Here is an 18,130-nt window from a genome sequence, read left to right on the forward strand (position 1 = left end):
GTTGCCGCATACCGCGAAAGGTTCGCTGGACCGGCGCGCGGTGGCCGAGCAGTTCGGCCGCCAGGGCTGACGGGCTCTAGACGGCGGCGTTCAATCGCGCGGCCGCGGATTCCGGCATGGGTTCGTAGCGGGCGAACGACCGGGTGAACGACGCGGCCCCATGGGCCAGGGACCGCAGGTCGATGGCGTAGCGGATCAGCTCCACCTGCGGCACCTCGGCCTTGACCACGGTGCGCTCGTTGCCCGCGGTGTCGGAGCCGAGCACCCGCCCGCGCCGGCTGGACAGATCACCCATCACCGCACCGACGAAATCGTCGGGCACCAGCACCGAGATCTCGTCGATGGGCTCGAGCAGCGCCACCTTCGTCGCCGCGGCGGCCTCCCGCAACGCCAGCGAGCCCGCCATCTGGAACGCGAAGTCCGACGAGTCGACGCTGTGCGCCTTGCCGTCTAGCAGCGTGACACGGATATCGACCACCGGATAGCCCGCGTGCACGCCCTTCTCCATCTGGGCACGCACGCCCTTCTCCACGCTCGGAATGAACTGCCGCGGCACCGCTCCGCCGACCACCTTGTCGACAAACTCGAACCCGGAACCTTCCGGCAGCGGCTCCACCTCGATGTCGCACACCGCATACTGGCCATGACCGCCGGACTGCTTGACGTGGCGCCCGTGGCCTTTCGCCTTGCCGGCGAACGTTTCTCGCAGCGGGACGCGCAGTTCCACGGTGTCGACGGTGACGCCGTACCGGTTAGCCAGCGCCTCGAGCACCACGCCGGCGTGGGACTCGCCCATGCACCACAGCACGATCTGGTGGGTCTCCTGGTTCTGCTCGATCCGCAGTGTCGGGTCTTCGGCGGCCAACCGTCCCAGCCCCACCGACAGCTTGTCCTCGTCGGTCTTGGCGTGGGCCGCGATCGCGACGGGCAGCAGGGGTTCGGGCATCGTCCAGGGCTTCAAGACCAACGGTTCCGACTTGTCCGAAAGTGTGTCACCCGTTTCCGCGCGGCTCAGTTTGCCGATCGCGCAGATGTCACCCGCCACCACTGCCGGCGCCGGGCGCTGCTGCTTGCCCAAAGGGAAGGACAACACCCCGATGCGCTCATCCTCGTCGTGGTCGGGATGCGCATGGCCACTGCCGTTGCCGGTGCCGAAGAACGACGCAAAGTGGCCCGACACATGAACCGTCGTGTCGGGCCTGATGGTCCCGGAGAACACCCGGACCAGGCTGACCCTGCCCACGTAGGGATCCGACGTCGTCTTCACCACCTCTGCGAGCAATGGCGCGTCCACGGCACACGTGAGGCTGGCGTGCGGCGCACCGACTTGGGTAAAGACCTCCGGCAGCGGGTGTTCCATCGGAGACGGGAAGCCGCGGGTGGCGACCTCGAGCAATTCCAGGGTGCCTACGCCGCTGCTGCTGCAGACCGGGATCACCGGAAAGAACGACCCCCGGGCGACGGCCCGCTCCAGATCCGCGATGAGCACGGCTTCGTCGATGGCCTCGCCTCCGAGATAGCGCTCCATCAGCGACTCGTCCTCAGACTCCTCGATGATTCCTTCGATCAGCGCGCCGCGCGCTTCCTCGACCTGCTCGGCGTCGGAGGGGTTCGGTGCTTGCACGGTGCGTTTGCCGTCGGTGTATTCGTAACGCGTCTGCGACAACAGCCCGATCAGGCCGTGGCAGGAGGGCAGGTCGGTGGGCAGGTAGAGCGGTAAAACCTTGTCGCCGAAGGCATTCTGCGCCGCAGCCAGCGCCTCGGAGTAATTCGCCCGGGTGTGGTCGAGCTTGGTGATCACCACGGCGCGGGGCATGCCGACCTGGTCGCATTCCTGCCATAGCGATTTGGTGGGCTGGTCGACGCCTTCATTGGCCGCGATGACGAACAGCGCGCAATCCGCGGCGCGTAGCCCGGCCCGCAATTCGCCCACGAAGTCGAGATATCCGGGAGTGTCGACCAGGTTCACCTTGACGCCGTCGTGCGACAGGGATGCCACCGCGACGCCCACCGACCGTTGTTGGCGGATCTCGGCATCGTCGTAATCGCAAACCGTGCTGCCGTCGGCGACCGAGCCGCTCCGCGTCAGCACACCGGCGGCGACCAACAGGGCTTCTACGAGTGTGGTTTTGCCGCCACCCGACGGACCCACCAGCACCACGTTGCGGATTTCGTCTGGACCGTTCGCGGTAGGAGCGTTCCCCGCTCCTTGGGAAGTGTTTGTCCTGTCGGCCATGACTTTCCTCCAGGTTGCCCAGGGCGCGCCGCTGCTGACCTAGCTAGCACCTATCTAGCTACCATTCACCCAACTTCGGTCGACCACAAGACTGTCGGGCCAGATCAGCCGCCGCGGCGCCGGGCGTCGCCGGGCGTCGCCGCTCAGTATTGCCAGCTGGACCAATGCTGCACCGCGATCTCGATCACCGGGCCGTCCAGCGAAACCGATTGATATTGAGGGTATTTCGCGCGCAGTAGGCGGCGTCCGAGATCAAGGGGGTCACCGTCGGTGTGGACGGTCGCGACGCCGTCGACGCGCACCCACCACAGCTGGGTCCAATCGTCGGCGTAGTGATCGACGAGCAGGCTCACGTGGGGGTTGCTGTCGATGTTGGCCAGACGGCGCAGCCGCCGTGTCGTTTTCGGCTTCGCGTCGACAGCCGTGTAGACCACGCCGGGTCCGCCGCGGTCGTGGGCGGCGACCGCGAAGACCACCGGCACCAGGTGCGGCAGGCCGCCGGGCGCGACCGTGGCCAGTCGGGCTACCTGGGCCCGGCTGAAGCTGGCCTTGGGGTCGAATTCGCCCACCGTGTCAGCTTAGGACGCGCGGTAGTCAAGGACAGGAAGCCGCTGAGGCTGATCAGAACCTGACACATGCCGTGCATAGCTACCTGCATTACGGTTATACACACACACATGTGCCGCCAAGAGCCTCAGGCCGGGACAGTCTGTTCTTCACCGCGAAGCAGGAGGGTGACACCGATGAGCAAACCGCACCACCGCTCGGTCTTGTGGTCATGGTTGGTCAGCGTGCTGACCGTGGTCGGACTGGGCCTCGGTCTGGGGTCCGGCGTGGGCCTCGCGCCGGCGTCGGCGTCACCATCCAACCTGGCGCTGGATCGGTTCACCGACCGTCCCCAGGCGCCAATCGACCCGTCGGCGATGGTCGGTCAGGTCGGGCCGCAGGTGGTCAATATCGACACCAAATTCGGCTACAACGACGCGGTGGGCGCCGGAACCGGCATCGTGATCGATCCCAACGGCGTCGTGTTGACCAACAACCACGTGATCTCCGGCGCCACCGACATCAGCGCATTCGACGTCGGCAACGGCCAGAGCTATGCCGTTGACGTGGTCGGCTACGACCGCACGCAGGACATCGCGGTGCTGCAACTTCGTGGCGCGGCCGGCCTGCCCACCGCCGCGATCGGCGGCGAGGCCACGGTGGGAGAGCCCGTCGTCGCGCTCGGAAATGTCAATGGCCAGGGCGGCACGCCCAACGCGGTGACGGGCAAGGTTGTCGCGTTGAACCAGAGCGTCTCGGCGACGGACACCCTGACGGGCGCGCAGGAGAGCCTGGGCGGCCTGATCCAGGCGGACGCACCGATCAAGCCGGGTGACTCCGGTGGGCCGTTGGTGAACAGCGCAGGGCAGGTGATCGGCGTGGACACGGCCGCCACTGACAGCTACAAGATGTCCGGCGGGCAGGGATTCGCCATTCCCATCGGACGCGCGATGGGGGTTGCCGGGCAGATCCGCTCCGGCGCCGGCTCGAACACGGTTCACATCGGTCCCACCGCGTTTCTCGGCCTGGGTGTGATGGACAACAACGGCAACGGCGCGCGGGTGCAACGGGTGGTCAACACCGGTCCCGCCGGGGCCGCCGGGATCGTGCCCGGCGACGTCATCACTGGCGTCGACAACGTCGCGATCAACGGCGCGACGTCCATGACCGCGGTGCTTGTCCCGCATCATCCCGGGGACAACATCGCGGTGCACTACCGGTCCAATGGCGGTGGCGATCACACCGTGAACGTCACCCTGGCGGAGGGACCGCCGGCCTGACCTCCGCGGCGACGGGACTCGACCGGTGGCCAATTCGTTTGCTACCGGGCGTGTTTCGTGTAAGCGTGGGGGCGTGATTCCGAAAGTCGCGCCCAGGGTACCCGTGGCATCGTGGATTTGATGAACGACGCAAGAGAAGCTGTCGAGCACCATCCCGAGGGGGGCAGTCACGTCCAGGACGGCGTCGTGGAGCACCCCGACGCCGAGGACTTCAACAACGCCGCCGCGCTGCCGACCGACCGGACCTGGTTCAAGCACGCGGTGTTCTACGAGGTGCTGGTGCGGGCGTTCTTCGACGCCAACGCCGACGGCGCCGGTGACCTGCGCGGTCTGTTGGGCCGCCTCGACTACCTGCAGTGGCTGGGCATTGACTGCATCTGGCTGCCGCCCTTTTACGACTCGCCGTTGCGCGACGGCGGGTACGACATCCGGGACTTCTACAAGGTGCTGCCCGAATTCGGGACTGTTGAGGATTTCGTCGCGCTGCTCAACGCCGCGCACGAGCGGGGCATCAGGGTCATCACCGACCTGGTGATGAACCACACCTCCGATTCACACCCCTGGTTTCAGGAGTCGCGGCACGACCCCGACGGCCCGTACGGCGACTTCTACGTGTGGAGCGACACCAGCGAGAAGTACACCGACGCCCGGATCATCTTCATCGACACCGAAGAGTCGAACTGGACCTTCGACCCGGTTCGCAAGCAGTTCTACTGGCACCGGTTCTTCTCCCACCAGCCCGACCTGAACTACGACAATCCGGCGGTTCAGGAAGCCATGATCGACGTGCTCCGGTTCTGGCTCGAGCTGGGTATCGACGGTTTCCGCCTGGACGCGGTGCCCTACCTCTTCGAACGCGAGGGCACCAACTGCGAGAACCTGCCCGAGACGCATGCCTTCCTCAGGCGCGTCCGCAAGGTCATCGACGATGAATTCCCCGGCCGGGTGCTGCTGGCCGAGGCCAACCAGTGGCCAGCCGACGTCGTCGAGTACTTCGGTGACCCCACCACCGGCGGCGACGAATGCCACATGGCGTTTCAATTCCCGCTGATGCCGCGCATCTTCATGGCGGTGCGCCGGGAATCGCGCTTCCCGATTTCGGAGATCCTGGCCCAGACGCCCGAGATCCCGGACATGGCGCAGTGGGGGATCTTCCTGCGTAACCACGACGAGTTGACGCTGGAGATGGTCTCCGACGAAGAACGCGACTACATGTACTCCGAGTACGCCAAGGATCCGCGGATGAAGGCGAACGTCGGGATTCGCCGCCGGTTGGCGCCGCTGCTGGAGAACGACCGCAACCAGATCGAGCTGTTCACCGCGCTGCTGCTGTCGCTGCCCGGCTCACCGGTGCTGTACTACGGCGACGAGATCGGCATGGGCGACGTGATCTGGTTGGGTGACCGCGACGGGGTGCGCACACCGATGCAGTGGACCCCGGACCGCAACGCGGGCTTCTCCAAGGCCAACCCCGGCCGGCTGTATCTGCCGCCCAGCCAGGACTCGGTCTACGGCTATCAGGCCGTCAACGTCGAAGCCCAGCGCGACACCTCGACGTCGCTGCTCAACTTCACTCGCATGATGCTGGCCGTGCGGCGCCGGCATGAGGCCTTCGCGATCGGAACCTTCGAAGAGTTGGGTGGCTCGAACCCGTCGGTGCTGGCGTTCCTGCGGCAAGCATCCGAAGGCGGCACCGTGCTCTGCGTCAACAACCTTTCACGTTTCCCCCAGCCGATTGAACTGAATCTGCAGCATTGGAGCGGTTGCACGCCGGTTGAGCTGACCGGGCATGTGGAGTTTCCGCGCATTGGTCACCTGCCCTACCTGCTGACGCTGCCGGGACACGGGTTCTACTGGTTCCAGCTGACCGGATGCGAGCAGGACGCATGAGTTCGACTCGCGCCGCGACGATGCAGACTGAATCCCATGAGGAGGAGTGGCGCACATGACTCAGCCAGCCAAGCTGCCTTGGTCTGAGTGGCTCCCACAGCAACGTTGGTACGGCGGACGCAACCGCCGACTCGCCAGCGCCGAGGTGAGCGTGGTCGTCCCGCTCGACGACGGCCTGGACTTGGTCCTCGTCGATGCCGATTACGCCGACGGTTCCCGGCACCGGTACCAGGTGCTCGTGCGGTGGGATGCCGCGCCGTTCTCCGAGTACAGCAGCGTTGCCACCATCGGCGCCGCCGACGACCGGACCGGGTTCGACGCGATGTATGACGCCAACGCGCCGCGGTTCCTGCTCTCCTTGATCGACTCGTCCGCGTCCCGCAGCGCGTCGGGCACCGAGGTGAAATTCGACAAGGAACCGGATGCGACGCTGCCGCTGGAGGCGATGGCGCACGTCTCCGATGCCGAGCAGTCCAACACCAGCGTCATCTTCGACCGCGACGCCATCTTCAAGGTCTTCCGCCGGGTCAGCAGCGGCATCAACCCCGACATCGAGCTGAACCGCGTGCTGGGGCGGGCCGGCAACCCGCACGTCGCGCGGCTGCTGGGGACCTACGAGATGACCGGTTCGGATGGCGGCGCCGACGCGGCGTGGCCGCTGGGCATGGTGACCGAGTTCGCCGCTAATTCCGCCGAAGGCTGGGCGATGGCCACCGCCAGCGTCCGCGACCTGTTCGCCGAGGGCGACCTATACGCGTACGAGGTCGGCGGCGACTTCGCCGGCGAGTCCTACCGTCTGGGCGAGGCCGTGGCGTCGGTGCACGCCACCTTGGCCGAGACCCTCGGAACGTCGCAGGCCGTATTCCCGGTGGACAACGTGCTGGCGCGGCTGTCCGCGACCGCGGCCCTGGTTCCCCAGCTCGAGGAGCATGCGGCGACGATCGAAGAGCGATTCCAGAAGTTGGTCACCGAGACGATCACCGTGCAGCGCGTCCACGGCGATCTGCACCTGGGCCAGGTGCTGCGCACGCCGGAGCGCTGGCTGCTCATCGATTTCGAGGGCGAACCCGGCCAACCGCTCGAGGAACGCCGCGCGCCCGATTCACCGTTACGCGATGTGGCCGGCGTGCTGCGGTCGTTCGAATACGCCGCCTACGGACCGCTGGTCGACCAGGCGGACGACAAGCAATTGGCGGCGCGCGCCCGCGAGTGGGTCGCACGCAACCGGACCGCATTCTGCGACGGCTACGCCTCCGCCTCCGGGATCGACCCGCGCGACTCGGCGCAGCTGTTGGCCGCCTACGAGCTGGACAAGGCCGTCTACGAGGCCGGCTACGAGGCGCGGCACCGGCCGGGTTGGCTGCCAATTCCGTTGCGCTCCATCGCTCGGCTCACCGCTGCCTAGCTCCGTGTGCCGCGGCCGTCTGAAAGCATGTGCGTGTGCCGAATGAGATAAACAACAGCGAGTCGCGATTGTCGTGGGTGCTGGCCGCGCTCGCGGGCGTGCTGGGGGCCACCGCCTTCACCCACTCCGCCGGCTACTTCGTGACGTTCATGACCGGCAACGCCCAGCGCGCGGTGCTCGGATATTTCCGCGGCGACGTGCTGCTGTCGGCCACGGCGGGGGTGTTGATCGTCTGCTTCGTCGCGGGCGTGGTGGTTGCCTCGGTCTGCCGGCGGCATTTCTGGGTGGACCATCCGCACGGCCCGACGGTGCTGACGACGTTCAGCCTGGCCGCGGCCACCGTGGCCGATGTCGTCGACGAGGGCTGGGAAGAGAATCTGCTCGACTTCGCACCAATCATGTTGGTGGCCTTTGGGATTGGCACTTTGAACACATCGTTCGTCAAGGGCGGCGAGGTGTCGGTCCCGCTGAGCTACGTGACCGGCACGCTGGTGAAGATGGGCCAGGGGATCGAACGCCACATCGCCGGCGGATCGGCGTCGGACTGGCTGGGCTACTTCCTGCTGTTCGTCAGCTTCACGGCCGGCGCGACGGTGGGCGGCTTCATCAGCACGCTGGTCAACGGGACGTGGATGCTGGTGGTGGCCACCGTCGTGTGCGGGCTGACCACCGGCTACACGTATTTCCACTCCGATCGCCAGGCCCTGCTCGACGACGCGTGAAAAGAGCATCGGCAGTAGCGCTGACCGGTGCGCTACTGCCGATGCTGGCTTGCCGGGTTTCTACGTGGCCGGTTGCGCCGGTTGCGTGGTCGTGTTGCTGGCCAGGAGCACCTGCTGGATGTCGGGCTTCATGGCTACCAACTGCTGGTTCCAGTAGGGCCACGAGTGCGTGCCGTTGGCCGGGAAGTTGAACACCCCGTTGCGTCCGCCCGCGGCCGCGTAGGTGTTCTGGAACTGCTGGTTGGTGCGCAGCGTCATGCCTTCCAGGAACTTCGCCGGCATGTTGTCGCCGCCGAGGTCGGTGGGGGTGCCGTTACCGCAGTAGACCCAGAGGCGGGTGTTGTTGGCCACCAGCCGGGGAATCTGGATCATCGGGTCGTTGCGCTTCCACGCCGGATCGGTGGACGGACCCCACATGCTGTTGGCGCTGTAACCACCCGCGTCGCTCATCGCGAGGCCGATCAAGGTTGGCCACCAGCCCTCGGACGGGTTGAGGAAGGCCGACAGCGCGGCCGCGTACGGGAACTGCTGCGGGTAATAGGCGGCGAGGATCAGTGCGGAGCCGCCCGACATCGACAGCCCCACCGCCGCGTTGCCGGCCGGCGAAACCTGCTTATTGGCCTGCATCCACAGGGGCATTTCCTGGGTCAGGAATGTCTCCCACTTGTAGGTGTAGTTCTGTCCGTTACCCGATGACGGCTGGTACCAGTTGCTGTAGAAGCTGGACTGGCCGCCGACCGGCATGATCACCGACAGGCCGGACTGGTAGAACTCCTCGAAGGCGGGAGTGTTGATGTCCCAGCCGTTGTAATCGTCCTGCGCGCGCAGGCCGTCGAGCAGGTAGACGGCGTGCGATCCGCCGCCCTGGAACTGGACCTTGATATTGCGGCCCATCGACGGCGAGGGCACCTCGAGGTATTCCACCGGAAGGCCCGGCTTGGAGAAGGCCCCCGCGACGGGGGAGCCGCCGGAGGCCACCGCGAGACCGGACAGCAGGGAGGCACCCATCGCCGCGATCGCCAGTCGGCGCGGCATGATGGCCGCTGCACCACGTAACTTTTCGAAGAACGACATAGCTCTCTACCCATCCCAACTTTCATCTGCCGCATGGTGCGGTCGAATCTGTTCTCGGGGAGTGAAACACAGTGAGAGCGCCGAATCCGATTGTCGCGGCCGGGATATCAGATCGCGGTTAGCTAACGATTGAGCCTCGCCCAGAAATCGTCACAGTCGAGTCACGATCGTCTCTCGGAACCATTGCCACCTTGCGATGCGATGGCGCATGCGCTATCGGATCCACAACGCGTCAGGCAACCAATCGGCGTAAAAGCGTTGATGCCGTGACGATTCCGAGCACAGCAGCCACCACCAGCACGACGACGTCCGCGGGGTTGAATGGGGTGCCGATCAGCAGCGCGCGCAGCGCGTCCACCTCGTAACTGAGTGGATTGACCTTGCTCAGCACGTGCAGCCACGCCGGCATCACGTCGACCGGGTACAGCGCGTTCGACGCGAAGAACAGCGGCATCGTGATCGCCTGGCCGATCCCCATCAGGCGGTCGCGGTTGCGCACCAGACCGGCCAGGGTCATAGACAGGCACGCGAAGAACGCGGCGCCGAGCATGACGATGGCCATCGCCGCCACGATCCGCAGCGGATTGACCGTCACGCCGACACCCATCACGTACGCCAGCGCCAGCACGCCGACCACCTGGGCGACCGAACGGACGCCGGCAGCAAACGCCTTGCCGGTGATCAGCGCCGATGCAGGGGCCGGCGTCACCATGAGTTTGGCCAGCACGCCCGCGTCTCGATCCCAAATGATCTGTATCCCATAGAAAATGGAGATGAACAGCGCCGACTGGGCGATGATCCCCGGCGCTAGAAATGCCAGATACGACACCGATCCGGTGGGGATGACATGCAGGTGGCTGAACGTGGTCCCGAAGATCAACAGCCACAGCGCGGGCTGCACCATCCGGGTGACCAGCTCGGTCCGGTCGTGTTGCAGCTTTTGCAGTTCGACGATCGCGAATGCTCCGATGCGACTGGACAGCGCGCCGATTCGTTGCCAGCCACGCGGGGCGCGGATCAGCGCACCCGCCACGGCGCTATCAACCGACACGGCGCGCTACCTTTCTGCTGGAACGGATTTCGCGAATGGACCCGTTGGTTTCCGCTGGCGCCTCTTCCTCGTCCAGACCCGATGCCGCGTAATGGCGGAACACATCCTCGAGGGTGGCCGACGGCGATACCGTCGCCTTCAACTTGTCGGGGGTGCCGACGGCCCGCAGCTGACCGCGGTGCATCAGCGCGACCCGGTCGCACAGCGCGTCCGCCTCCTCCATGTAGTGGGTGGTCAGCAGCACGGTCATGCCGAACTGTGCCTGCATCTTTTGCACCTGTGCCCACACGCCGTCACGCGCGATGGGATCCAGGCCGACGGTGGGTTCGTCGAGCACCAACAGCGACGGTCGGTTGACCAGCGCCTGCGCCACCTCGAGGCGGCGCACCATGCCGCCGGAGTACGACGACGCCAGCCGGTCGGCCACCTCGGTGAGATCCATGGCGACCAGCGCCTGATCGACGCGCTCGGCGCGCTCGTTGCGGGGCACGCCGTACAACCGCGCGAACCAAGCCACATTCTGCCGGCCGGTGAGTGCGGGCTCGATCGAAAGCTGTTGCGGCACATAGCCGATATTGCTTCTGATGTCGGTGGTTTGGCGGCGCGCGTCCAATCCGAAAATGTGCAGTTCGCCGTGCTGCACGGGGGTTAGCGTGGTCAGCATCCGGACCATGGTCGTTTTACCGGCGCCATTGGGCCCCAGCAGGCCCATGGTTTCGCCGGGCCGTACCTGCAATGTCACATCATCGACGGCGGTGAACTGGCCATAGCGATAGGTCAGGTTTCGGCCGTCGACCGCCATCGGCAGCGACCCGCTCATGATCGCCGCTCTCGCAGTTTTCGGGTCATAGTGTCGAGGACCTCCAATCCCTTTGTCAAAGACTCGATTTCGTCGTCGTCGAGTTCGTCGATCACCTCGGACAACAATGCCCGCCGGGTGGCGCGGGATGCGTCGACGATCTGCTGGGCGGGCTCGGCGAGCCGGAGTTGGCACACCCGGCGGTCGGTGTCTCCCGCCGTCCGCAGCAACAGTCCGCCGGACACCAGCTTGGTGACCAGGGTCGAGGCGGTGTTGGGCACCAGCCCGAGCTCGTCGGCCGCGGTGCTCACCGAAATCCCCGGGCGGCGGCCGACCAGCCACAACAGCTCCGACTGAGACTCGGAAAGCCGCGACGACTCGAACCCGCGGCCGGCCGACCTGCGGAGTTGTCGGCGGAACCTGCCGACCACACCGAACAGCTCGCCTGCCACATCAGTGCGTGATTTCATATGCACCCATAATACCTCTGTAGCCGAGCTATCTATGTGTGGAAGCTATGTGTGAGGTATGTACCCGTTACCTGGGAAGGCGATGCAGTACCACGTCGGTCAGCTCACCGTCATCGACGCGCGCGGTCATGTAGGTGCAGAACGGCTGCCGGCGGCGATCCGTCGGTGACCCAGGATTGAGCAGGCGCAATCCAGTCTCGGTGGTGGTGTCCCACGGGATGTGGCTGTGCCCGAAGACCAGCACCTGAGTGTCGGGGTAGAGCCGCGACATCCGGGCATCGCGTCCGCTCGCGGCGCCGGTCTCGTGCACCACGGTGAACCGCACCCCCGCCAATCTCGCGTCCGCAAATTCGGGCAACTGCGCCCGCACGGCCGGGCCGTCGTTGTTTCCCCAGCAGCCCACCAGCCGGGCCGCCCGGTCCTCGAGCTCGTCGACGAACTCCGGCGCTATCCAGTCGCCGGCGTGGACTACGACGTCCGCCTCGGCCACCTCTTCCCACACCTGAGCGGGCAGGCCGCGGGCGCGTTTGGGGATGTGGGTATCGGCAATCAGCAGCAGCCTCACAGCCCCATCTTGCGCCACTGGGGCCGCTGCTAGCCGGGTCGCCGTCGAGCAGCGTTCTCGTATACCCTACGGGGTATGGTATAAAGGAACACATGGCAATCGAAAGCAACGGCAGCGGATCACTTCAGGCAGACGTGGTCAGGCATGAGCCCGGCGACATCGATGTCGTCCTGACCCGGTTACGGCGGGCGCACGGTCAGCTCGGGGGCGTGATCTCGATGATCGAGCAGGGCCGTAGCTGTAAAGACGTCGTGACCCAGTTGGCGGCGGTGTCAAAGGCCTTGGATCGCGCCGGGTTCAAGATCATCGCGTCGGGTCTGCGTGACTGCATCACCCGAACAGAGGATAAGCCGGCCGTCTCATTCGATGAGCTGGAGAAACTGTTTTTGAGCCTGGCCTGAGGGTCCGGGCTGCCGGAAAGGGGGAGGGTCAAAATGACATCGGCTTTGAGCACCACGCTGCACACCTCGTTCGAGGATGCGGTGGACCGGACCACAAAAGCTTTGGCGGATCAGGGTTTTGGCGTACTGACCACGATCGACGTCAAAGCCACGCTGAAGCAGAAGCTCGGCGAAGACATGGAGAATTACCTCATCCTGGGCGCCTGCAACCCGACCCTCGCGCATCGCGCGCTGGGCATCCACCGCCAGATCGGCCAGTTATTGCCATGCAACGTGGTCGTGCGGTCCGACCCCGCCGGCAATGCCGATGCGGTTCTGGTCGAGGCGATGGATCCCCAACTCATGGTCAAGGTGACCGGCGAGCAGGGAGCTCTGCAGGACGTCGCCGATCAGGCCACCGCCAAGTTGCAAGCCGCCATCGGCGCGCTCGGATAAGCGCGCCCGCGCTCTGCAGAGGCTAGCCGTCTTGGCTGCGGGCTTCGGCTCCCGACTCACCGGCGTCAAACGAGTCATCCGAACCGGCAGCCCCCACATAGGAGCCGTCTTCCTCGCCCGCGGCGGCGCGGGACTGAGTCTGGTGGGTCTCAGCGTCCACGTCTTCCTCGGCCTTGTGGCCCTTGTGATCTGGCATGATGACTTCCTTTTTTGTGGGGCAGCGTCCCCGGGGGATTCCCCTAACGGCTCGCGCAAAACGGGACCGCGCACTTGCGGCGCATCGGCCGGATGGCCGGGGCGTCGAGGCCCGGCGCTATTGTTAGCAGCCGAAACCAAGGAGAACACGCCAATGCGCACCTTCGAATCAGTCACCGAACTTGCCGCCGCTGCGGGCGAAGCCCTCGGGCACAGCGACTGGGTTACCATCACCCAGGAAGACGTCAACCTGTTCGCCGATGCGACCGGCGATCACCAGTGGATCCACGTCGACCCGGAGCGGGCAGCGTCAGGTCCGTTCGGCAAGACCATCGCCCACGGTTTCATGACCCTGGCGCTGCTGCCGCAGCTGCAGCACCAGATCTACACCGTCGACGGCATCAAGCTCGCAATCAACTACGGCCTCAACAAGGTTCGTTTCCCCGCCCCGGTCCCGGTCGGCTCTCGGGTGCGCGCGCAGAGTTCGTTGGTCAGCGTCGATGATGTCGGTAACGGCGCTGTGCAGGCGACCATCTCGACCAGCGTCGAGATCGAGGGTTCGGCCAAGCCGGCGTGTGTGGCCGAAAGCGTGGTTCGTTTCGTCGCCTGACACCTGGTGCGTCTTTAAAACTCGGCGACCGCGTGTTCCAGCCGCTCGGCTAGTCGGGCCTGCGCTTCGGCGCGCCGGGTCGGAATATGAGCTGAGGGGAAAGGTGTTGTCACCGGCTGGTATTCACGCAGGGTCCGGCGGGCGACCGTCATCTTGTGCAGCTCGGTGGCGCCGTCGGCGATGCCCAGCGATTCGGCGGCCACCAGCATCTTGACGAACGGCATCTCGTCGGAGACGCCGAGTGCACCGTGCAGGTGCAGGGCGCGCTGCGCGACGTCGTGCAGCACCTGGGGCATCGCGACTTTCACGGCCGCGATGTCGCGGCGCACCTTCTGGTAGTCGTCGTGCTTGTCGATCAACCAGGCGGTGCGCAACACCAGCAGCCGGAACTGCTCGATCTGGATCCAGCTGTCGGCGATCTTCTCCTGGGTCATCTGGAAGTCGGCCAGTTTACCGTGCCTGGTCTGGCGCGAGACCGCGCGCTCGCACATCATGTCAAAGGCCTTGCGCGCCAGGGCAATCGTGCGCATCGCGTGGTGGATGCGGCCACCACCGAGCCGGGTCTGCGCGATCATGAACGCGGCACCTTCACCACCCAACACGTGATCGGCCGGCACGCGGACGTCGTTGTAACGGACGTACCCATGCGAACCGTGCTTCGACTCGCCTCCCACCCCGACGTTGCGGATGATCTCGATTCCCGGCGTCTCGCCCGGAACGATGAAGAGCGACATCTTGTCGTACGTGCGTGCGTCGGGCTTGGTCACGGCCATGACGATGAAGAACGAGGCGTGCTTGGCGTTGCTGGAGAACCACTTCTCCCCGTTGATGACCCAGTCATCGCCGTCGCGGGTCGCGCTCGTCACGAACATTCCCGGATCCGAACCACCCTGCGGTTCGGTCATCGAGTAGCAAGAGGTGATCTCGCCATCCAGCAGCGGCTGCAGGTAGCGGGCCTTCTGGTCATCGGTGCCGAACAGCGCGAGGATCTCGGCGTTGCCGGAGTCCGGTGCCTGACAGCCGAACACCGAAGGCGCCCAACGGGAACGCCCGAGAATCTCGTTGAGCAGTGCGAGCTTGACCTGGCCGAAGCCCTGACCGCCCAGGTCGGGGCGCAGGTGCGCGGCCCACAGTCCCTGGTCCTTCACCTGCTGCTGCAACGGCCGCAGAACGGCCATCATTTCGGGGTTCTTCTTGTCGTACGGGTCAAGCGCGACCAGGTCGAGCGGTTCCAGCTCTTCGGTCATGAACTTTTCGACCCAGTCCAGCTTTGCCTGGTATTCGGGGTCGGTTTCGAAGTCCCACACGGTGGCCAACCAATCCCCGGCGCAACCCCGCGCCGGACTCGTTGATGCAGCCACCCCATCCTAGAGCGGGGCGATCGCCTCGGTTCCGCCAAGGACCTATTCGTGCTCGCCGCGAGTGTCGATGATCCGCTGGGCGATGTCGACCAGCTTGATCTGGTTCTCCTGCGAGAGCGTCCGGAGCAAGTCGAAGGCTCGCACGTCGTCCACACCGAAGCGTTCCATGATGATGCCCTTGGCCTGACCGATGCGGTCGCGAGTCGACACCGCCGAATACAGTTGTTCCGCATGGCTTCCGGCCAGGATCGCCGCGGCGGCGTGCGCGGCGAACACCGAGCCGATGGTCTCGGCTTCGGCATTCCACACATTCGCTTGATGACCGAACAGGTTCAGTGCGCCGGCTGTGCGGTCCGCGGTGTACAGCTTGAAGGACATGCTGCTGAGCACACCGAGCTCGACCGCCGCGGGCGCGTATTTCAGCCAGCGCGGTTCGTTACGTAGGTCATCGCTGCGCACTATCGTCTCCTGCAGGGCGGCCTCGGCGCAGGGCCCCTCACCGAAGTCGTGCTGCAGCTTGTCGAGCTGCGCAGCCAGGCCGTCGGTGTCGGCCAGCGATTCGAACTCGCCGCCCTTCTTCACCAGCAGCACACCCGCGATGTCAGCTCCCGGTATCACCTCCACCGCCATAGCGGTCACCTCGGCGAGCACCTGCTCGAGGCGGCGCGGCGCGGCGATCCCGCGGGCGAGCTCGGCCATCCGCACGGCCAGCTCGTGCTGGGAGCCCGGGTCTGAAACGTCCATAGGACCCCGATTCTGCACGATCTGCCCGCTGCTCGTAACCCGCACGGTCGAGTTCGTGGGTATGAGTCGCAGGCTCAGAAAGTGCCTGCCCGGCGAGTTTGGCGCAAAAGGCCCCGGGTACCCGGCGTCGACACCCCGATCTCGAACCCCAGGCAGGCAGCCGAGGTCCGTTCAGCGCAGCTTCGGCAAGACGTTCGCGCGGTAGAAGTCGATGGCGACGACGGGATCATCTTGGGGAAAGTGCAGGAATGGGACGGCACCGGCGTCCAGAACCCGCTGCACAGCGTCGATGTGGGGGGCCGCGTCGGTGCCGACGGTCCAGCCGGCCAGCACCTTGTCGATGGGGTTGGACTCGGCCGCGCGCTGGATCTCGACGGGATTGGGCTGATCGACGGCGCCGGCCGTGAAACGCCAGAGCGTGGCGGCCCGGGCCGCCTCGGCGTCGCCGCCGACGACCGCGAACAATTCGGCGCGCTTACCCAGCGTGCCCGCATCCCGGCCTGCGTCCTGTGCACCGGCAGCGAAGGCCGCCAACAGGTTTGGGTTCGTGACATCGTGGGCCTGGGTGATCCAGCCGTCCCCGCGCTGCCCGGCGAGCCGCGCGCTCTTCGGGCCGGCGGCTGCGACGAAGATCGGCGGGGGCATCGCCGGGACGTCGTAGAGCTTCAGCGAATTCGTCTGGAAATAGCGTCCGGAGAATGAGATTCGCGAGCCACTCCACAGTTGGCGGATCAGCTCGATCGCTTCGGCCAGCCGGTCGTGACGCTCGACGTAGTTGCCGTAGGTGTTGGTGGTGGCCTGCTCGTTGAGCCGCTCACCGGTGCCCACGCCCAGAAACACCCGGCCCGGGTTGAGGATCGCCAGGGAGGCGAAGGCCTGGGCGACCGTGGCGGGGTGGTAGCGGTAGGTGGGACAGGTCACCCCGGTGCCGAACGAAACATGGCTGGTGCCGCTGCCGACCAGCGCCAACGTCAGCCAGGGAAACATCGCGTGGCCCTCATTGTCCTGCCATGGCTGGATGTGGTCGCTGGCCCACACGTACTGAAAGCCGGCCTGCTCGGCGGCCTGAGCCTGTGCCACCAGCCGGTCGGTGCGGAACTGCTCGTGGGAGAGCACGAAGCCCACGCCCTTGCCCGGCGGCGGTGGTGGACCGCTGGACTTGCCATTAGCGCCAGTGGGTTTCGCGCATCCGTCGGTCAGCCCGACGGATCCGAGCACACCCGCACCTGCTGCCACCCGCCCGAATGCTCGCCGCGACATGCCGCCCATCGGATCGGCATACCCGTCCTACCGGGGCTGACACGCACTAGCCTCATGCGGATGACCCCGCAGGTCCGACCGGCAGTGAAAGCCGATGTCCGCGAGCTCTCACGCACGCTGGCGCGCGCGTTCTACGACGACCCGGTGATGCTCTGGCTGATTCCCGATCAGGACAAGCGGACCGTGCACCTGTCCCGGTTGTTCGCGACGATGACGCGCCACCACCACCTGGCACGCGGGGGCGTGGAGGTGGCCCGCGCGGACGCGGGTATCGGCGCTGCGGCGCTGTGGGATCCGCCCGGCCAATGGCAGGAGACAACCGGTGGGCAGCTGGCGATGACGCCGACCTTCATCCGGGTGTTCGGACTGCGCTCGATGCGCGGACGCGCGGTGCAGGAATTGATGAAGAGTGTGCACCCCGAGGAACCCCACTGGTATCTGGCCGTGATCGGCAGTGATCCGGCCGTCCGCGGCACAGGATTCGGTCAGGCGTTGATGAGGTCGCGGCTGGACCGCTGCGACGCCGAGTACTGTCCGGCCTATCTCGAGTCGAGCAAGCCCGAAAATGTGTCGTACTACGAGCGTTTCGGCTTCACGGTCACCCGCGAGATCGTGCTGCCGGACGGTGGTCCGAGCCTATGGGCCATGTGGCGCCCACCGCGGTAACGGCTTGCCGCAATGACCCCCTGGCGCGTTTAACCCCCCGATGCGGCGGGCAACCGTTTCGGCATGAGCGATAACCCCCAGGCGGACGAGCTGGTGGATCCCGCGGATTTCCCCGAAGAGGGCGGCCCGGGTGACACCCTGAACCCGAGCGAAGGTACCGACTCGGACGAATTGCGCAACGACGACGGCGACATCGTCGTCGATCCGCCCGAGGGCTGGAGCGAGGCCGACAAGTTCGGCATGACGGCCAGAGAGGAACGCGAAGGCGAATCCCTCGATGCCCGTCTGGCTGCCGAGGAACCCGACGTCCCCGATGCCATCGAGCCGGTCGACGACAAACCCCGGCGCGCCCATCGGGGCCAGATCGACGGCACCCCCGAGGACGGCGACTCGCTGTACGACGTCGTCGACGAGTAAGTC

General features: G+C 66.0%; 20 protein-coding genes. 9 read left to right on the plus strand and 11 right to left on the minus strand.

The features are described 5' to 3' along the window. Nucleotides 1-76: 76 nt before the first annotated feature. Nucleotides 77-2,236, minus strand: a complete 2,160-nt coding sequence (locus tag VFW69_RS11310) for an elongation factor G-like protein EF-G2 (protein ID WP_526501197.1) — start codon at nt 2,234-2,236, stop codon at nt 77-79. A 143-nt stretch (nt 2,237-2,379) separates the two neighbouring features. Continuing rightward, nucleotides 2,380-2,805 carry a TIGR03668 family PPOX class F420-dependent oxidoreductase gene (locus VFW69_RS11315; protein ID WP_526501199.1) on the minus strand — a complete coding sequence of 142 codons (426 nt, stop codon included), beginning with the start codon at nt 2,803-2,805 and terminating at the stop codon, nt 2,380-2,382. Between the two features lie 174 nt (nt 2,806-2,979). Here VFW69_RS11315 and VFW69_RS11320 point away from each other — a divergent pair, with 174 nt between their 5' ends. From VFW69_RS11320 to VFW69_RS11335, 4 genes are all read left to right on the plus strand, one after another. After that, entirely contained in the window at nt 2,980-4,062 is a 1,083-nt protein-coding gene (locus VFW69_RS11320; RefSeq protein WP_526501201.1) for a S1C family serine protease, read from the plus strand. A 120-nt stretch (nt 4,063-4,182) separates the two neighbouring features. Then, nucleotides 4,183-5,952 carry a maltose alpha-D-glucosyltransferase gene (gene treS / locus VFW69_RS11325; RefSeq protein WP_526501203.1) on the plus strand — a complete coding sequence of 590 codons (1,770 nt, stop codon included), beginning with the start codon at nt 4,183-4,185 and terminating at the stop codon, nt 5,950-5,952. Between the two features lie 55 nt (nt 5,953-6,007). Further along, a complete protein-coding gene (locus tag VFW69_RS11330) occupies nt 6,008-7,357 on the plus strand; it encodes a maltokinase N-terminal cap-like domain-containing protein (RefSeq protein ID WP_526501205.1) in 1,350 nt (449 codons plus the stop codon). A 35-nt stretch (nt 7,358-7,392) separates the two neighbouring features. After that, entirely contained in the window at nt 7,393-8,079 is a 687-nt protein-coding gene (locus tag VFW69_RS11335) for a YoaK family protein (RefSeq protein WP_526501207.1), read from the plus strand. A gap of 60 nt (nt 8,080-8,139) precedes the next feature. On the opposite strand, the gene ag85C is transcribed toward VFW69_RS11335, so the two are convergent. The 5 genes from ag85C to VFW69_RS11360 form a co-directional block, all read right to left on the minus strand. Further along, entirely contained in the window at nt 8,140-9,153 is a 1,014-nt protein-coding gene (gene ag85C / locus VFW69_RS11340; RefSeq protein ID WP_526501209.1) for a diacylglycerol acyltransferase/mycolyltransferase Ag85C, read from the minus strand. 232 nt (nt 9,154-9,385) lie between these two features. Beyond that, complete coding sequence (locus VFW69_RS11345; RefSeq protein WP_526501211.1) at nt 9,386-10,204, minus strand: ABC transporter permease; 819 nt, start codon at nt 10,202-10,204, stop codon at nt 9,386-9,388. Continuing rightward, the gene (locus VFW69_RS11350; RefSeq protein ID WP_526501213.1) at nt 10,194-11,024 is read right to left on the minus strand and encodes an ATP-binding cassette domain-containing protein; all 831 of its coding nucleotides are present in this window, start codon (nt 11,022-11,024) and stop codon (nt 10,194-10,196) included. Before VFW69_RS11350 ends, VFW69_RS11345 begins: the two co-directional genes overlap by 11 nt. Then, entirely contained in the window at nt 11,021-11,473 is a 453-nt protein-coding gene (locus VFW69_RS11355) for a MarR family winged helix-turn-helix transcriptional regulator (protein ID WP_526501215.1), read from the minus strand. The genes VFW69_RS11350 and VFW69_RS11355 overlap by 4 nt, the downstream gene beginning before the upstream one ends. 67 nt (nt 11,474-11,540) lie before the next feature. Then, nucleotides 11,541-12,038, minus strand: a complete 498-nt coding sequence (locus VFW69_RS11360; RefSeq protein WP_526501217.1) for a metallophosphoesterase family protein — start codon at nt 12,036-12,038, stop codon at nt 11,541-11,543. 92 nt (nt 12,039-12,130) lie between these two features. Here VFW69_RS11360 and VFW69_RS11365 point away from each other — a divergent pair, with 92 nt between their 5' ends. After that, nucleotides 12,131-12,439, plus strand: a complete 309-nt coding sequence (locus VFW69_RS11365) for a metal-sensitive transcriptional regulator (RefSeq protein ID WP_526501219.1) — start codon at nt 12,131-12,133, stop codon at nt 12,437-12,439. Between the two features lie 33 nt (nt 12,440-12,472). Further along, on the plus strand, nt 12,473-12,874 hold the full coding sequence (locus VFW69_RS11370) for a DUF302 domain-containing protein (protein WP_526501221.1): 402 nt from the start codon (nt 12,473-12,475) through the stop codon (nt 12,872-12,874). Between the two features lie 22 nt (nt 12,875-12,896). Here the strand turns inward: VFW69_RS11370 and VFW69_RS11375 are convergent, their stop codons facing one another. Continuing rightward, nucleotides 12,897-13,070 carry a hypothetical protein gene (locus tag VFW69_RS11375; RefSeq protein WP_165821753.1) on the minus strand — a complete coding sequence of 58 codons (174 nt, stop codon included), beginning with the start codon at nt 13,068-13,070 and terminating at the stop codon, nt 12,897-12,899. A 153-nt stretch (nt 13,071-13,223) separates the two neighbouring features. Here VFW69_RS11375 and VFW69_RS11380 point away from each other — a divergent pair, with 153 nt between their 5' ends. After that, a complete protein-coding gene (locus tag VFW69_RS11380) occupies nt 13,224-13,679 on the plus strand; it encodes a MaoC family dehydratase (protein WP_526501224.1) in 456 nt (151 codons plus the stop codon). Nucleotides 13,680-13,693: 14 nt separating this feature from the next. On the opposite strand, the gene VFW69_RS11385 is transcribed toward VFW69_RS11380, so the two are convergent. From VFW69_RS11385 to VFW69_RS11395, 3 genes are all read right to left on the minus strand, one after another. Then, nucleotides 13,694-14,986 (minus strand): acyl-CoA dehydrogenase family protein, encoded by a 1,293-nt coding sequence (locus VFW69_RS11385; protein WP_526501256.1) that lies wholly within the window; start codon nt 14,984-14,986, stop codon nt 13,694-13,696. 96 nt (nt 14,987-15,082) lie between these two features. Further along, entirely contained in the window at nt 15,083-15,784 is a 702-nt protein-coding gene (locus tag VFW69_RS11390; protein WP_526501226.1) for an ANTAR domain-containing protein, read from the minus strand. 171 nt (nt 15,785-15,955) lie between these two features. Further along, the gene (locus tag VFW69_RS11395; RefSeq protein WP_526501228.1) at nt 15,956-17,053 is read right to left on the minus strand and encodes a F420-dependent hydroxymycolic acid dehydrogenase; all 1,098 of its coding nucleotides are present in this window, start codon (nt 17,051-17,053) and stop codon (nt 15,956-15,958) included. Nucleotides 17,054-17,104: 51 nt separating this feature from the next. On the opposite strand from VFW69_RS11395, the gene VFW69_RS11400 reads away from it, so the two are divergent. Both VFW69_RS11400 and VFW69_RS11405 read left to right on the plus strand, forming a co-directional pair. Beyond that, nucleotides 17,105-17,710 (plus strand): GNAT family N-acetyltransferase, encoded by a 606-nt coding sequence (locus VFW69_RS11400; protein WP_526501230.1) that lies wholly within the window; start codon nt 17,105-17,107, stop codon nt 17,708-17,710. 63 nt (nt 17,711-17,773) lie between these two features. After that, nucleotides 17,774-18,127 carry a hypothetical protein gene (locus VFW69_RS11405; protein WP_526501232.1) on the plus strand — a complete coding sequence of 118 codons (354 nt, stop codon included), beginning with the start codon at nt 17,774-17,776 and terminating at the stop codon, nt 18,125-18,127. The last annotated feature ends 3 nt before the right edge of the window (nt 18,128-18,130 follow it).

The organism is Mycobacterium sp., assembly GCF_036273375.1.
GTDB lineage: Bacteria > Actinomycetota > Actinomycetes > Mycobacteriales > Mycobacteriaceae > Mycobacterium.

Excerpts from the sequence above, each read along its gene's own strand:
- VFW69_RS11330 (WP_526501205.1), top strand. The coding sequence starts at position 6,008 with ATGACTCAGCCAGCCAAGCTGCCTTGGTCTGAGTGGCTCCCACAGCAA.
- VFW69_RS11390 (WP_526501226.1), bottom strand. The coding sequence starts at position 15,784 with ATGGACGTTTCAGACCCGGGCTCCCAGCACGAGCTGGCCGTGCGGATG.
- treS (WP_526501203.1), top strand. The coding sequence starts at position 4,183 with ATGAACGACGCAAGAGAAGCTGTCGAGCACCATCCCGAGGGGGGCAGT.
- VFW69_RS11365 (WP_526501219.1), top strand. The coding sequence starts at position 12,131 with ATGGCAATCGAAAGCAACGGCAGCGGATCACTTCAGGCAGACGTGGTC.
- VFW69_RS11405 (WP_526501232.1), top strand. The coding sequence starts at position 17,774 with ATGAGCGATAACCCCCAGGCGGACGAGCTGGTGGATCCCGCGGATTTC.
- VFW69_RS11310 (WP_526501197.1), bottom strand. The coding sequence starts at position 2,236 with ATGGCCGACAGGACAAACACTTCCCAAGGAGCGGGGAACGCTCCTACC.
- VFW69_RS11395 (WP_526501228.1), bottom strand. The coding sequence starts at position 17,053 with ATGGGCGGCATGTCGCGGCGAGCATTCGGGCGGGTGGCAGCAGGTGCG.
- VFW69_RS11375 (WP_165821753.1), bottom strand. The coding sequence starts at position 13,070 with ATGCCAGATCACAAGGGCCACAAGGCCGAGGAAGACGTGGACGCTGAG.
- VFW69_RS11320 (WP_526501201.1), top strand. The coding sequence starts at position 2,980 with ATGAGCAAACCGCACCACCGCTCGGTCTTGTGGTCATGGTTGGTCAGC.
- VFW69_RS11370 (WP_526501221.1), top strand. The coding sequence starts at position 12,473 with ATGACATCGGCTTTGAGCACCACGCTGCACACCTCGTTCGAGGATGCG.
- VFW69_RS11350 (WP_526501213.1), bottom strand. The coding sequence starts at position 11,024 with ATGAGCGGGTCGCTGCCGATGGCGGTCGACGGCCGAAACCTGACCTAT.
- ag85C (WP_526501209.1), bottom strand. The coding sequence starts at position 9,153 with ATGTCGTTCTTCGAAAAGTTACGTGGTGCAGCGGCCATCATGCCGCGC.
- VFW69_RS11355 (WP_526501215.1), bottom strand. The coding sequence starts at position 11,473 with ATGAAATCACGCACTGATGTGGCAGGCGAGCTGTTCGGTGTGGTCGGC.
- VFW69_RS11380 (WP_526501224.1), top strand. The coding sequence starts at position 13,224 with ATGCGCACCTTCGAATCAGTCACCGAACTTGCCGCCGCTGCGGGCGAA.
- VFW69_RS11400 (WP_526501230.1), top strand. The coding sequence starts at position 17,105 with ATGACCCCGCAGGTCCGACCGGCAGTGAAAGCCGATGTCCGCGAGCTC.